A 13211-nucleotide genomic window follows, 5' to 3' on the forward strand; every position below is an offset into this window, starting at 1 on the left:
TTTAGCTCGAAAACTAACTATGCATATTCACATTATTGGTGTCTGTGGCACATTTATGGGCGGCATCGCTCGTTTAGCAATTGAACTGGGTCATCAGGTTACAGGTTCCGACCAGCAGGTTTACCCGCCGATGAGTGATCAGTTGCGAGCTTTGGGTATTGATCTCATCGAGGGCTACCGTGCGGAGAATATCGATAAAACGGTCGAACTTGTCATTATTGGTAACGCTCTGAGTCGTGGAAACCCAGAGGTGGAAGCGGTACTCGATCAGAAGATGAGTTATTGTTCCGGCGCTCAATGGTTGCACGATAATGTCCTAGTTCAGCGTTGGGTGCTTGCTGTTTCCGGGACGCATGGTAAAACGACGACAGCCAGCATGCTTACTTGGATTTTGCAAGCGAATGGCTATCAGCCTGGCTTTTTGATTGGTGGCGTACCCGGTAACTTTGATGTGAGTGCAGCGCTGGGTAAAAGTGACTTCTTTGTTATTGAGGCGGATGAATATGATACCGCATTCTTTGATAAGCGATCTAAATTTGTTCATTATTCACCGAATACTCTAGTTATCAACAATCTTGAGTTTGATCACGCTGACATTTTCGACACGTTAGCTGATATTCAAAAGCAGTTTTCCCATTTATTGCGAATTGTTCCTGGAAATGGGCAAGTCATCATTCCCGACCAAGTCGATGCCATCGAACAGGTGATCACACAGGGTTGTTGGAGTGACGTGGTAAGGGTTGGCAAAGACTGGCATTACCATGCTAATTCAGCGGATGCGTCGTTATTTAATCTTCGTCGAGACGATAACGAAGTCGCTGTTAAGTTGCCTTTAGTGGGTACCCATAATATGCAGAATGCTGTGATGGCAATGATCGCGGCTTTCCATGTTGGCGTATTACCGCAACAGGCGGCTGAAGCGTTAGCAACATTTAAGGCCCCTAAGCGGCGATTGGAGTTATTGCTTGAGCACCGCGGAATAAGAGTGTTCGATGACTTTGCACATCATCCTACCGCCATTAAAACCACGGTAGAAGCGCTTAAAAAGAGCGAAACAGGACGACTAGTGGTATTTCTTGAACCTCGTTCAAATACGATGAAAAGCGGTGTCCATAAAGACGCTTTGGCAAACGCACTTGCCGATGCGGATAGTATTAATATATTTGCTCCTGCGTCTATCGAGTGGGACATTGCTAGCGCAGTGCCTAATGCGTGTGTATTTAGTAACACAGAAGCAATGTTGCAACATGCTATCGACGATCTAGTACCAGGTGATACGGTGGTTATTATGAGTAACGGTGGGTTCGAGGGTATGCAAAATCGCTTAGTCAAAGCTCTACAAGCAACATAAATCATGAGTTGGATAGTTAATAATGAGATCTGAAGATAACCGCATCACGGTCGCAATTACTGGAGCATCGGGTGCCCCTTACGCTATTCGTTTGATAGAATGTCTTCTGCAGCAGAAGCAACAGGTCTATTTACTTGTCTCGAGTGCGGCTCGTGTGGTGATGGCAACTGAGCATAACGTAAGCTTATCTGCGGCCCCTGAAAAGATGCAGCAGCAATGGGTCGAATTGCTTGAAAAACGCGGCGTTGAAGTCGTGCCAAACCAGCTACAAGTATTCGGTAAAGAAGAGTGGTTTTCACCGGTTGCTTCGGGCTCCGCCGCGCCTAAGCGAATGATTATTTGTCCCTGTTCGACAAGTACTTTGTCATCAGTGGCGTTAGGTAGCAGTAATACCTTGATCGAGCGAGCTGCCGATGTCGTTCTCAAGGAACGCGGGCAATTGATACTAGTTCCACGCGAAACCCCACTTTCGGCAATACACTTGCGTCATATGTTGCAGTTGAGTGAGCAGGGAGTCACGGTTATGCCCGCTGCACCGGGTTTTTACCACCAACCCGAGACGATCGACGATTTAATCGACTTCATGGTCGCTCGGATGCTAGATCACTTAGGTCTTGAACAGTCGTTGATGCAACGTTGGGGCTATGGAAAGGAGTAAACTTTAGTAATGACTAATGCACTAGAAATCAAAGGGTTAAGAAAAGTCTATAAGGGTGGCTTTGAAGCACTTAAAGGGATCGATTTAACAGTTCAAGAAGGTGACTTTTATGCGTTACTAGGTCCTAATGGCGCAGGTAAGTCTACAACCATTGGCGTGATCTCAAGCCTTGTCAATAAGACCGAAGGCAAGGTGACGGTGTTTGGGTATGACCTTGATACGCAGCTTGCCGATTTAAAAAGACAAATTGGCCTCGTGCCACAAGAGTTTAACTTTAACCAGTTTGAAACAGTACGTCAGATCGTCGTTAACCAAGCGGGTTATTATGGCGTACCAAGAAAGTTGGCGCATCAACGTTCAGAGAAATATCTAAAGCAATTGGGATTATGGGACAAACGTGACCAGCCTGCACGCGCGCTATCAGGCGGCATGAAACGTCGGCTCATGATCGCACGCGCCTTGTTGCACGAGCCCAAATTACTGATTTTAGATGAACCGACTGCTGGGGTTGATATTGAGCTACGCCGTTCGATGTGGGATTACCTCACACAAATTAATAAAGAAGGCATCACCATCATTTTAACGACTCACTATCTAGAGGAAGCTGAGATGTTATGTCGTAATATTGGCATTATCGATGCGGGTCGTATTGTGGAGAATACTTCTATCAAGAAACTGCTTACTCAATTAAGCCGTGAAACCTTTATTCTAGATTTGGCTGAAGGCCATAAAGATATTGCAATTGATGGTTTCGAGAGTCGCTGGAGCGACGATAACACCCTCGAGGTTGATGTCGAGAAAGACGCTGGCTTGAATAACGTATTTGAGCAGCTGAGCAGGCAAGGCGCGAAGGTCTTATCGATGAGAAACAAGGCCAACCGCCTCGAAGAGTTATTTGTTCATATGGTTGAGAACGGCCGAAAACAAGAGGAGAGTAGTCAATGAGTAACGCATCGGCCAATATCATAGCGCTAAAAACAATTTGGATAAAAGAGTGCACGCGTTTTCTGCGTATTTGGGTGCAAACTTTAGTGCCGCCTGCAATTACCATGACACTCTATTTTGTCATTTTCGGTAGCATTGTGGGTGAGCGTATCGGCACCATGAGTGGTGTAACTTATATGGAGTTCATCGTACCGGGCCTTATCATGATGTCGGTGATTACTAACTCCTACTCCAACGTGGCTTCGTCGTTTTTTAGCGCAAAGTTTCAACGCAACATTGAAGAGATGCTGGTCTCGCCGGTACCGACGTGGGCCATTATTCTTGGTTATGTTGGTGGTGGTATGGCACGTGCAATGATCGTGGCGGTCATTGTGACATTCGTCTCCTTTATGTTTGTCGATATTAGCATCGCGCACATTGGCTATGTCATTCTGACCGTGGTATTAACCTCAACGCTATTTGCTCTAGGTGGTTTACTGAATGGTGTATTCGGTAAGACATTTGACGACATATCTATCGTACCGACTTTCGTTTTAACACCGCTAACTTATCTCGGTGGTGTGTTTTACTCGGTGTCATTGCTACCTGAGTTCTGGCAGAACGTGTCGATGGCAAACCCAATCTTATATATGGTAAATGGATTCCGCTATGGCTTTTTAGGTCAGTCAGATGTGGGTATTGCGACTGCCATGTGGGTTTTAATTGCTTTTAACGTGGTGTTTTTCTCAGGTGCCTATTACTTGCTAGAAAAAGGTAAGGGAATTCGTTCGTGAACCAAGAAGCACGCCCAGTACACTCGAACCAAACAGGTCCTCATGAAGATACCCTGAGTGTCGCGCGTCGGCACTGGGGATCGGAGTTTTTAAAGCCCATACAGGCTCATAACCAAGCGGCATTTGATGCGGTGAATGAGCCTGTGCAATCATGGCAGGGACCGATTATTTTAGACTCGTGCTGCGGTGTCGGTGAGAGTACCGCTAAGTTGGCAGAACAATATCCTGACGCCTTAGTCGTGGGGGTCGATAAGTCGAGTCATCGATTAGATAAACATGACTTTTACGAGGGCTCATCGCGAGGACAGCGTTACTATCTGGTGAGAGCAGATTTACTCGATTTCTGGCGTTTGGTTGCGGCAGCTGAGTGGCCCGTTGAATTGCATACAATTTTATACCCGAATCCATGGCCCAAGCAGGCGCATTTATCTCGACGCTGGCATGGCTCACCCGTGTGGCCTGCGGTGGTTCAAATAGGTGGCCAGTTACAGATGCGTTCTAATTGGAGTACCTACTTGCTCGAGGTCGCGCAAGCGTTAAGTCTCAATCAGGTGGATGCTTCGGTGGGTTACCTTGCGATGGATCCTGAGCAGGCGATGACACCTTTTGAGCGTAAATATTTAGCCAGTGGACAGGCACTATGGCGGTTAACCGCTGATTTAACGGCTGCAGTTACTGCAGTTGAGAATGTGGACAGGTAAGCATATGAATGACGTTGACGATAAGTCATACGCGGAAGTAAACCAAGAGTCTTTGTATCGGATTTTTACGTTGCCCGAGGCGCCCGACTCAACGCTAAGCCGAATCGAGAAAGATCTGTCTGAAAACCTTTTAGGATTCTTGGGCGATCATATCGTGGCAAAAGAAAAGCCACTACAAGATATCGAGCGCGACTTTGAGAAAGCGTCGATTCCAGAAAATCCGCAGTTTGTCTCAGACCATACTGAGTTTTTACTTGAGAAATTAGTTGCGCACTCAGTACATACGGCCTCACCGAAGTTTATCGGCCATATGACGTCGGCACTGCCTTACTTTTTGATGCCGCTCGCGAAATTGATGGTTGGTCTCAATCAAAACCTTGTCAAAATTGAAACCTCCAAAGCGTTTACACCGCTTGAGCGTAATGTCATTGGTATGCTGCATCACTTGGTTTATCAACGCGAGTCATCGTTTTACAACCGTTGGATGCACAGTGCACAACACTCACTCGGCGCATTTTGTTCGGGCGGGACCGTGGCGAATATGACCGCACTTTGGGTAGCGCGCAACCAACTGTTAAAGCCGGATGGTGATTTTGCAGGGATAGCCGCAGAAGGCCTAGCTGCGGGACTGGCGCATTATAATTACAAGCGCTTGGTGGTATTAGTTTCGGAACGAGGGCATTACTCGTTGAGCAAGGCCGCTGATGTGCTGGGCATTGGTCGTAAGAATTTAGTGGCCGTCGCTACCGATGCCAATAATCGAATTAAGATTGATGCGTTGCGACAGGCCTGTCAGGACGTACGTGAACAAGGCGGCGAAGTGCTGTCGATAGTAGGCGTCGCGGGAACCACAGAGACTGGGCATATAGACCCATTGGCTGACATGGCTGATATTGCTGAGCAATTAGGTATTCACTTTCATGTTGATGCGGCGTGGGGCGGTGCGACCTTATTGTCCAATGATTATCGACATTTATTAAGTGGCATAGAGCGTGCTGATAGCGTCACTATTGATGCGCATAAGCAAATGTACGTGCCAATGGGAGCGGGCTTGGTGCTGTTTAAGGACCCTGCAATGGTTAAGGCGATTGAACATCATGCCGAATATATCATCCGTCAGGGATCTAAAGACTTAGGTTCGCATACCATGGAAGGTTCACGACCGGGTATGGCAATGATGGTTTTTTCAGCCATGCATGTAATCGGACGTCGTGGTTATGAGCTTCTAATCAATAACAGCCTTGAAAAAGCCCGCTACTTCTCTAGTTTGATTGCTGAGCAAGATGACTTCGAGGTGATCACAGAGCCTGAGTTGTGTTTATTAACCTATCGCTTTGTACCTAAGCGCGTGAAGCTAGCGCTGGAAGCAGCCAATGTTGAGCAAGTGGAGCGCCTAACTCCGCATCTTAATGCACTCACGCGCTACATTCAGAAGCGGCAGCGTGAAAGTGGCCGCTCATTCGTATCGCGTACAAAGCTGACACCTGAGCATTACTACCGTGTGCCGACCGTTGTCTTTAGGGTCGTATTGGCGAATCCGCTCACGACCCATGACATGCTACGTGAAATTATCGCGGAACAACGCGAAATTGCTGAGAAAGCAACGAGCCTAAGAGGGGCGTTGCACACTGAAATGCGCGAGTTAGGTTTGATTCGCGACGCGTAAGTTATCAATCAAGCGCGTGCTGCCGAGTTTGGCAGCCGCCAACACCACCCACTCCGGGGCGTCGTCAGAGGCCACCGTCAGATCGTGAGCATTACGCACTTCAAAATAGTCGACAGCAAAACCATGTTGGGAAAGTTGTTGGCTTGCTTGTCGGCATAACGAAGTGGCTTTAGAGGCGCTACTCAAGTGTTGCTTGACCCAACACAGCTGCTGATAAATAAGACTTGCCTGTTCTCGTTGCGAACTCGATAAGTACCCATTCCTTGAACTCATCGCTAAACCCGAGCCTTCACGCTGTATCGGTGCACCGACAACCTGAACGGGTAACGAGAGGTCACTCGCCATTAAACGAATTACCTGCAGTTGCTGAAAGTCTTTCTCACCAAACACGGCAACGTCAGGTTGTGCCATATTAAACAGCTTACATACGATCGTCGCTACGCCGGTAAAATGGCCTGGGCGGCTCGCACCGCATAGTATGTCGCTGATGCCGGGAACCTCAACGCGTGTTTGTTGCTCGAGTCCGCGTGGGTAAACCTCATCGACAGTAGGTGTGAAGACTGCGTGCGCACCGGCATCACTTAACAGACGGCAGTCTTGCTCCAACGTTCGTGGGTAACTATCAAGGTCTTCGCCTGCTCCAAATTGCATGGGATTCACAAAGATGCTGACGACAACTTTATCTGCCAGTGTTTGTGCCTTTTTAACTAGGCTCAAGTGACCCTCATGTAAATTGCCCATGGTAGGCACTAAAGCAACCGAAGTGGTTTGTTCCGAGCGCCACTGACGCATACTTTTTAAGTTTTTTAGTACTAACATAACTAGCCCTCGTAGCTATGCTTTAATTCAGGAAAGTCACCCGACTTCACTTGTTCGCTAAACTGACGAAAAGCACCGGCTATCCCATCACCTTCTTCCAAAAAGTTTTTAGCGAACTTTGGTAAGTACTCACTGTTCATACCGAGCATGTCATGCATCACTAAGATCTGGCCATCGGTGTCAGGACCCGCGCCAATGCCAATAGTAGGAATGGTAAGTGCTTCGGTGACGCGCTTGCCTAAAGAGTTGGGAATACACTCGAGTACGAGTAATTGTGCGCCGGCAGCTTCGAGCTGTTTTGCTTGTTCAATCAGCTGCACTGCTTGCGCCTCTTGTTTACCTTGTACCCGGTAACCACCTAGCACATTGACGGACTGGGGAAGTAAACCAAGGTGTGCACAGACCGGGATGCCGCGTTGCGTGAGTGCTTTAACCGAATCAACGAGCCAGTCACCCCCTTCGAGCTTCACCATATTGGCGCCTGCCTGCATAAGCTGAGCCGCGTTTTTTAAAGTATCGGTTAGCGTGCCGTAGCTCATAAACGGCAAGTCGCTCATGATAAAGGCTTCTGGTGCGCCACGACGAACGCATTCAGTGTGATAAACCATGTCCGTCATTGTGACCGGCACAGTCGACGAACGGCCTTGCACAACATTGCCGAGTGAGTCGCCTACCAAAATGCAATCAACGCCTTGCTCAACCATTAGTTTTGCAAAGCTTGCATCGTATGCCGTAAGAGAAGCAATTTTCTCGCCTTGTTGTTTCTTTTTTTGTAGTTTGGCAATGGTCATCGCAACCATAGGACTATCCTTAACTGAGCAAAGTCATGAGTTCAGAATGTGAGCATAACACGGCAAGCGGTTCATCAGTAAGCATGGCAAGTTGCTGTGCTACCGTATTATTATTGGGTAATTTGAGCTGTGGGGCAAACTCAGCTAGCGGCTGTAATACGAAGCGACGCTCATAAATACCTGGATGCGGCAGTTTAAGCACTTCAGTATCGGAACGAACGTCATCAAATAGCAGTAAATCGAGATCGAGTGTCCTCTCGCCCCAGTGACGAATTCTTTGACGTCCAAATTCGTCTTCGACGTGATGGAGAAGCGCTAACAGTTGCTCAGCCGTTAAATCATGACATTCGACTTGGCAAACCGCATTAACGTAGTCGGGCTGGTCTTGCGGCCCCATAGGTTTGGAATGGTAAAGCGACGATACATTGATCAAGTTGAGATGCGCTGATTGGCTCAGGTGCAACAACGCCTGTTTGAGCTGTTGCGCTGGGTCACCTAAATTAGCGCCCAACGCAATAAAGGCATTACTCATTACTCTCAGAGCCCTTCGGTTTTTTGCGTGATCGAGGTCGCCGGCGGCGTTTAGGTCCTGAGCGGCCTGGCTTTTTACCGATGACCTTATTAGGCGCTTTCTGTGCCTTAGTCCAAAACTGACTCAGCTCAATCAACTCATTAGAACCTTCAACTTCGGCGCGCAGCATGAGGAAGTCGTATGCCGCGCGAAACTTTTTATGTTCAAGCACCTTCATCGCCTTTCCACCACGGGTACTTTGTAAGCGCAGCTGTAATTGCCACATATCACGGACGGGGAGCGAAAAACGTTTTGGTACAGCAACCGTTTGGTTTTGCCTATCGATCACGTCGGCAGAGGCAATATTGAGCGCATCCATCGGTGGCAGTCCTGACTCAACCTCCAATTGTGAGCGACGTGCTTCCATTGGATACCAGAGCATTACCGCTAACAAATAAGCGGGTGTGACGCGCTGCTCGTTATTGACTCGTTTATCAGTGTCCGAGAGTGCACGTTGGATAAGAGCTATCGCGGGTGACTGCTCATCTTTTAAATAGGTTTTAAGCACCGGGAACATCTGTTGGAACAAGTTGTGCTGCACCATCATTTCAAAGTTCGCGCTGGCTTTACCTGCCATAAACATTTTCAGGAATTCGTCAAACAACCGTGCGGGTGGGATGTTCCTGAGAAGCGATGCCATTTCGACAATAGGCTCTTGGACATGCTTATCCATCTGCATGTTAAGCTTTGTGGCAAAGCGAATGGCTCGCAACATACGCACTGGGTCTTCACGGTAGCGTTGTTCAGCATCGCCAATCAGTCGTATGACACCGGCGTCTAAGTCTTTTTTGCCACCCGCAAAGTCGTAAATGCAGAAATCAGCAATATTGTAGTACATCGCATTAACAGTAAAGTCGCGTCGCTCAGCATCTTCTTCGATTGAGCCGTAAACATTGTCGCGCACTAAAAAACCTTGCTCATCGGTTTTGGCTGTCGGCTGTTTACGTGTTTGTGATGTTGCTTCACTATCGTCTTCTTTGTGATGCCCGCGGAAGGTCGCGACTTCAATAATATCTTTCCCGAATACGATATGTGCTAAGCGAAAACGTCTACCGACAAGGCGACAGTTGCGAAATAATTTTTTTACCTGCTCAGGCGTTGCGTTGGTAGTGACATCGAAGTCTTTCGGTTGAATACCTAGAAGCAGATCGCGTACACACCCGCCCACTAAATAGGCTTCAAAGCCTGAGTTATGGAGGCGATATAAAACTTTAAGCGCGTTATCGCTTATATTTTTGCGAGATATTGGATGCTGATCGCGAGTCAGCTTAGTTAGCTGTGGTAAACGGCTATTCGATGATTTTTTAAAGCTTGACATTGCTCGTTCAGCTAGCTTTTTGAATTGCTTGATAATGACTGTTCTCCGCTTTAAGTCTGCACGCTCATTGATGGGCGCGCATATTGTACCTTTATTATACGATCATTTGCCACTGTGATTGCCATTGTAGAATCGCTGCAGTCAACACTGCATCGACACTATCATAATCGTTGGCATCCCCTAGGGAGAGTGATAACACCTTGGCGGCTGCGATGAGGTTCGCTATTGGATGCGTTGCATCAATCGCTGGCGCGTGATTTTGCTTGCTCAGTTTGCGTCCGTTAGGGTCAGTAACTAAGGGCAGGTGCAACCAGCGAGGGGTTCTTCCGCCTAATGTTTGCCACAGTGTTGCTTGCCAGAAGCTAGGAATTAACAAGTCCGAACCGCGCACAATATCGGTGATGCCTTGTGCTAGATCATCGACCACGACAGCTAATTGGTAGGCAAACAAACCATCACGGCGGCGTAGAATAAAATCTTCTTGGGCAAACTGGACCTCTGCCTCGACGTACTGGTGACGACGGTCAAATAAGTGAGTTTTCGCGTTGTCGTTTTTGAAGCGGATAGCATAAGGAGTCGGGCGTGGTTGGCGTGTTCTGCAGTAACCAGTGTAATACTCGCCCTGGGCACGTATTTGTTTTCGGCTACAATCACATTGATAAGTTTGCGCGCTGATATCAGCGAGCACGCGCGCATAGACGTCGTCGCGCTGGCTTTGGTAAATAACTGTTTCGTCCCAATGTAAATTGTGGGCTTCCAGTTGTTTGAGTATCTGCGTGTCGGCATCGGGGACGGCACGGGTTTTATCAACATCTTCGATGCGCACGAGCCATTGACCGTGGTGCGCGCGTGCATCCAAGAAGCTGCCCAATGCGGCAACAAGTGAGCCAAAGTGCAAAGGACCCGACGGGGTCGGTGCAAACCGACCCCGGTAGCTATCAGAAGACTGAGGTTGAATCGGTTTAAGCACCGGTCATCTGTTTTTCTTTAATCTCTGCAAGCGTTTTGCAGTCGACACAAAGATCGGCTGTTGGGCGTGCCTCTAACCGGCGGATGCCAATTTCGATGCCACATGAATCGCAGAAACCGAAGTCATCTTCCTCGATTTTTTGCAGAGTTTTCTCGATCTTTTTGATAAGTTTGCGTTCGCGATCACGCGTGCGCAACTCAATACTGAACTCTTCCTCTTGAGCGGCTCTATCGACCGGATCAGGGAAGTTTGCAGCTTCATCTTTCATGTGGTGAACCGTACGGTCCACTTCCTGGCGTAATTGGCGGCGCCACTCTTCTAGAATTTTGCGAAAGTGAGCTAATTGCTCATCATTCATGTATTCTTCGCCCGGCTTCTCTTGATACGGCTCTAGCCCGGCAAGCGCCAGGATGCCATGCGTTTTCTTCTTGCCCTCTGGCATCATGGTTCTCCTACAGTTAATTCGCTGCTCTTAAATTAAACAAGCTGAAAAAAAGGACGCTACATATAGCAGAAAGGCCATCCTAAGGCAACGTCTTTTCGTACTTTTTGAACACTCATACAGCCTGTATTATTCGTGACTCAGCATGACAGGTAACACACCGGTAGCTCGTATACCTTGCTCATTTATATCGGTGCTTAATGCATAAAACTCGACGCCTTTTTGCGCTGCATTAATACAGGCGTTTGCATATTTTGGATCGATGTGGGCGGCAGGTTTTACGTGGTCTGCGCCAGAGTGCATGCAGACGTATAGCATTACCGCTCGGTGACCTTGCTCACGCATGTGTTCGAGCTCTTGCACGTGCTTTATTGCTCGAGCGCTCACGGTGTCGGGGAAGTAGCCGCATTGTTGCTCAACCAGGGTGACGCTTTTGACCTCTACGTAACACTTTGCGCCCGTATTACTTTCACCGAGCCAATCAATACGACTGTTTTGCTCGCCGTAGCGTTGTTCAGCAAGCCACTCGTTGAACTCAGCGAGCTCGGTGATAAGCCCCTGCTGTAATGCCTCACCGGCAACTTGGTTTGCCCGCTGGGTATTGATAACAATCCAATCACTGGCAAAGTTTTGTGCTAACTCCCAAGTCTTTGCATATTTGCGCTTGGGATTATCTGATACACTACACCATACTTTGTAGCCTGGTTCCGCGCAGCCTGTCATGGCGCCGGTGTTAGGGCAATGAACTGTTTCGATACTTTGGGGTTGTGCAGCAAACTCGATATCCGCTAAAAATCGTTTATATCGTTGGTGTAAGATACCCACTTCGAGTGGCTTGTTAAATTGCATGACTGTCCTTATAACCCTAAAGTAAACGCATCGACAAATTAATGGGAGATGATTCTGATGTCTAGTTCAGTAAATGTTTTTCTAACTTTAGATAAACCTGCGGCGTTCTTAAAGCAGTCGGCTTTAGTGAGTCACTCCGACCAAGGCGTTAACGTTCATGTTGGATCGGACAGTGTTGAAAACTTACGGAAAATCCAAAAAGCAGGCCGTCATCTTGATGGACAGGGTTATGCTTCAGTTCAACTCGCTGGCGCGGGTTGGGATATGGAAAGTCAGTGGGCATTCTATCAAGGTTTTAATTCAACCATGTCAGACAATACAGTGGCATGGAACGAAACCGATGAAGGAGTCGCCTCACAGCTTGATGACATGCGAGCGGCTAATCAATTTACTCGCGAACTGGTGAACTTGTCGGCCGAAGAAATCTATCCGTTAAGCTTAGCTGAGCGCGTCAGTGAGCATTTAAAGAGTATTGCGCCAGAGAATGTCAGTGCACGTTTTATTGTCGGCGATGAACTCAAAAACGAAGGTTGGATGGGTATTTATACTGTCGGTCGCGCGAGCCAACATGCGCCTGTGCTGGCTGTCATCGATTACAACCCGACGGGCGATGAAAACGCGCCTGTTGATTACGCGCTCGTGGGTAAAGGTATTACGTATGACTCGGGCGGTTATAGTATCAAGCCAAGTGAAGGTATGTTGAGCATGAAGTGCGATATGGGTGGCGCCGCGACGCTCGCCGGTGCACTTTCAACGGCCATTCGTCGAGGCCTGAATAAACGCGTGAAGCTATTCTTGTGCTGCGCAGAGAACATGATCAGTGGCAAAGCCTACAAGCTGGGCGATATCATTACTTATAAAAATGGGCTTCGCGTGGAAGTGGTCAATACCGATGCTGAAGGGCGACTCGTGCTAGCCGATGGCTTAATGGCTGCAGGTGAAGCGGGGGCTAAGCAGGTGATCGATGCTGCGACGCTGACCGGTGCCGCGCAAATGGCTGTGGGCAATGAGTTTAATGCGGTGTTCAGTATTGATGAACAGGCAGCGGCGCTTGCGCTGAACTGCGCTGCACAAGAGAACGAGCTTTTATGGCGCTTGCCGTTGGCAACATGGCATATGGAAAATACACCTTCACCTTTTGCAGACTGTGCGAATAGTCGTCCACAGAAAGGTGGCGGTGCGGGTGGTGCAAGCAACGCGGCTGGCTTTTTACTGCGTTTTGCACCGAATGATGGACAAGGTTGGTTGCACTTTGATTTGGCCGGTGCGTATCAGAAGTCATCAACGCCAATGTGGGCTGCGGGCGCGACAGCGATGGGCGCACGCACAATCGCTGCAACCTTATTGGCTGATTAAT

14 protein-coding genes are annotated in these 13211 nt (G+C 48.3%); 7 read left to right on the top strand and 7 right to left on the bottom strand.

The genetic code is table 11. The annotated features are described in order from the left end of the window. The first annotated feature begins 19 nt into the window (after nucleotides 1-19). The 6 genes from mpl to panP are packed head-to-tail and all read left to right on the top strand — an operon-like array spanning nucleotide 20 to nucleotide 6094. Nucleotides 20-1351, top strand: coding sequence for a UDP-N-acetylmuramate:L-alanyl-gamma-D-glutamyl-meso-diaminopimelate ligase (mpl, locus tag AWU56_RS01260; RefSeq protein ID WP_286681553.1), 1332 nt, complete (start codon nucleotides 20-22; stop codon nucleotides 1349-1351). 22 nt (nucleotides 1352-1373) lie between these two features. Beyond that, nucleotides 1374-2009, top strand: coding sequence for a flavin prenyltransferase UbiX (locus tag AWU56_RS01265; protein WP_272978618.1), 636 nt, complete (start codon nucleotides 1374-1376; stop codon nucleotides 2007-2009). Nucleotides 2010-2018: 9 nt separating this feature from the next. After that, entirely contained in the window at nucleotides 2019-2954 is a 936-nt protein-coding gene (locus AWU56_RS01270) for an ABC transporter ATP-binding protein (RefSeq protein WP_272978620.1), read from the top strand. Then, the gene (locus AWU56_RS01275; protein ID WP_006954316.1) at nucleotides 2951-3727 is read left to right on the top strand and encodes an ABC transporter permease; all 777 of its coding nucleotides are present in this window, start codon (nucleotides 2951-2953) and stop codon (nucleotides 3725-3727) included. Before AWU56_RS01270 ends, AWU56_RS01275 begins: the two co-directional genes overlap by 4 nt. Further along, nucleotides 3724-4428: a tRNA (guanine(46)-N(7))-methyltransferase TrmB gene (gene trmB / locus AWU56_RS01280; protein ID WP_006954315.1), complete on the top strand. Its 705-nt coding sequence runs from the start codon at nucleotides 3724-3726 to the stop codon at nucleotides 4426-4428. Before AWU56_RS01275 ends, trmB begins: the two co-directional genes overlap by 4 nt. Before the next feature lie 4 nt (nucleotides 4429-4432). Continuing rightward, a complete protein-coding gene (panP, locus tag AWU56_RS01285; protein ID WP_040487582.1) occupies nucleotides 4433-6094 on the top strand; it encodes a pyridoxal-dependent aspartate 1-decarboxylase PanP in 1662 nt (553 codons plus the stop codon). Here panP and panC read toward each other — a convergent pair. The 7 genes from panC to sfsA form a co-directional block, all read right to left on the bottom strand. After that, nucleotides 6071-6913, bottom strand: a complete 843-nt coding sequence (gene panC / locus AWU56_RS01290) for a pantoate--beta-alanine ligase (RefSeq protein ID WP_286681554.1) — start codon at nucleotides 6911-6913, stop codon at nucleotides 6071-6073. The two genes, panP and panC, sit on opposite strands and share 24 nt — an antisense overlap. Nucleotides 6914-6915: 2 nt before the next feature. Further along, the gene (gene panB, locus AWU56_RS01295; RefSeq protein WP_272978626.1) at nucleotides 6916-7713 is read right to left on the bottom strand and encodes a 3-methyl-2-oxobutanoate hydroxymethyltransferase; all 798 of its coding nucleotides are present in this window, start codon (nucleotides 7711-7713) and stop codon (nucleotides 6916-6918) included. Between the two features lie 10 nt (nucleotides 7714-7723). Next, the gene (folK, locus tag AWU56_RS01300; RefSeq protein WP_006954311.1) at nucleotides 7724-8236 is read right to left on the bottom strand and encodes a 2-amino-4-hydroxy-6-hydroxymethyldihydropteridine diphosphokinase; all 513 of its coding nucleotides are present in this window, start codon (nucleotides 8234-8236) and stop codon (nucleotides 7724-7726) included. After that, the gene (pcnB, locus tag AWU56_RS01305) at nucleotides 8229-9593 is read right to left on the bottom strand and encodes a polynucleotide adenylyltransferase PcnB (RefSeq protein WP_272978629.1); all 1365 of its coding nucleotides are present in this window, start codon (nucleotides 9591-9593) and stop codon (nucleotides 8229-8231) included. Before pcnB ends, folK begins: the two co-directional genes overlap by 8 nt. 94 nt (nucleotides 9594-9687) lie before the next feature. After that, nucleotides 9688-10563 (bottom strand): tRNA glutamyl-Q(34) synthetase GluQRS, encoded by an 876-nt coding sequence (gene gluQRS / locus AWU56_RS01310; protein ID WP_006954309.1) that lies wholly within the window; start codon nucleotides 10561-10563, stop codon nucleotides 9688-9690. After that, nucleotides 10556-11005, bottom strand: coding sequence for an RNA polymerase-binding protein DksA (gene dksA / locus AWU56_RS01315; RefSeq protein WP_006954308.1), 450 nt, complete (start codon nucleotides 11003-11005; stop codon nucleotides 10556-10558). The genes gluQRS and dksA overlap by 8 nt, the downstream gene beginning before the upstream one ends. 129 nt (nucleotides 11006-11134) lie before the next feature. Next, nucleotides 11135-11854 (bottom strand): DNA/RNA nuclease SfsA, encoded by a 720-nt coding sequence (gene sfsA, locus AWU56_RS01320; RefSeq protein ID WP_006954307.1) that lies wholly within the window; start codon nucleotides 11852-11854, stop codon nucleotides 11135-11137. Nucleotides 11855-11911: 57 nt separating this feature from the next. Here sfsA and pepB point away from each other — a divergent pair, with 57 nt between their 5' ends. Continuing rightward, entirely contained in the window at nucleotides 11912-13210 is a 1299-nt protein-coding gene (gene pepB / locus AWU56_RS01325; protein ID WP_006954306.1) for an aminopeptidase PepB, read from the top strand. Nucleotide 13211: the final 1 nt, after the last annotated feature.

The organism is Idiomarina sp. T82-3, assembly GCF_001577655.1.
In the GTDB taxonomy this organism is placed as follows: domain Bacteria; phylum Pseudomonadota; class Gammaproteobacteria; order Enterobacterales; family Alteromonadaceae; genus Idiomarina; species Idiomarina baltica.

Excerpts from the sequence above, each read along its gene's own strand:
- panP (WP_040487582.1), top strand. The coding sequence starts at position 4,433 with ATGAATGACGTTGACGATAAGTCATACGCGGAAGTAAACCAAGAGTCT.
- pepB (WP_006954306.1), top strand. The coding sequence starts at position 11,912 with ATGTCTAGTTCAGTAAATGTTTTTCTAACTTTAGATAAACCTGCGGCG.
- sfsA (WP_006954307.1), bottom strand. The coding sequence starts at position 11,854 with ATGCAATTTAACAAGCCACTCGAAGTGGGTATCTTACACCAACGATAT.
- panC (WP_286681554.1), bottom strand. The coding sequence starts at position 6,913 with ATGTTAGTACTAAAAAACTTAAAAAGTATGCGTCAGTGGCGCTCGGAA.
- pcnB (WP_272978629.1), bottom strand. The coding sequence starts at position 9,593 with ATGTCAAGCTTTAAAAAATCATCGAATAGCCGTTTACCACAGCTAACT.
- folK (WP_006954311.1), bottom strand. The coding sequence starts at position 8,236 with ATGAGTAATGCCTTTATTGCGTTGGGCGCTAATTTAGGTGACCCAGCG.
- AWU56_RS01265 (WP_272978618.1), top strand. The coding sequence starts at position 1,374 with ATGAGATCTGAAGATAACCGCATCACGGTCGCAATTACTGGAGCATCG.
- AWU56_RS01270 (WP_272978620.1), top strand. The coding sequence starts at position 2,019 with ATGACTAATGCACTAGAAATCAAAGGGTTAAGAAAAGTCTATAAGGGT.
- panB (WP_272978626.1), bottom strand. The coding sequence starts at position 7,713 with ATGGTTGCGATGACCATTGCCAAACTACAAAAAAAGAAACAACAAGGC.
- mpl (WP_286681553.1), top strand. The coding sequence starts at position 20 with ATGCATATTCACATTATTGGTGTCTGTGGCACATTTATGGGCGGCATC.
- dksA (WP_006954308.1), bottom strand. The coding sequence starts at position 11,005 with ATGCCAGAGGGCAAGAAGAAAACGCATGGCATCCTGGCGCTTGCCGGG.
- AWU56_RS01275 (WP_006954316.1), top strand. The coding sequence starts at position 2,951 with ATGAGTAACGCATCGGCCAATATCATAGCGCTAAAAACAATTTGGATA.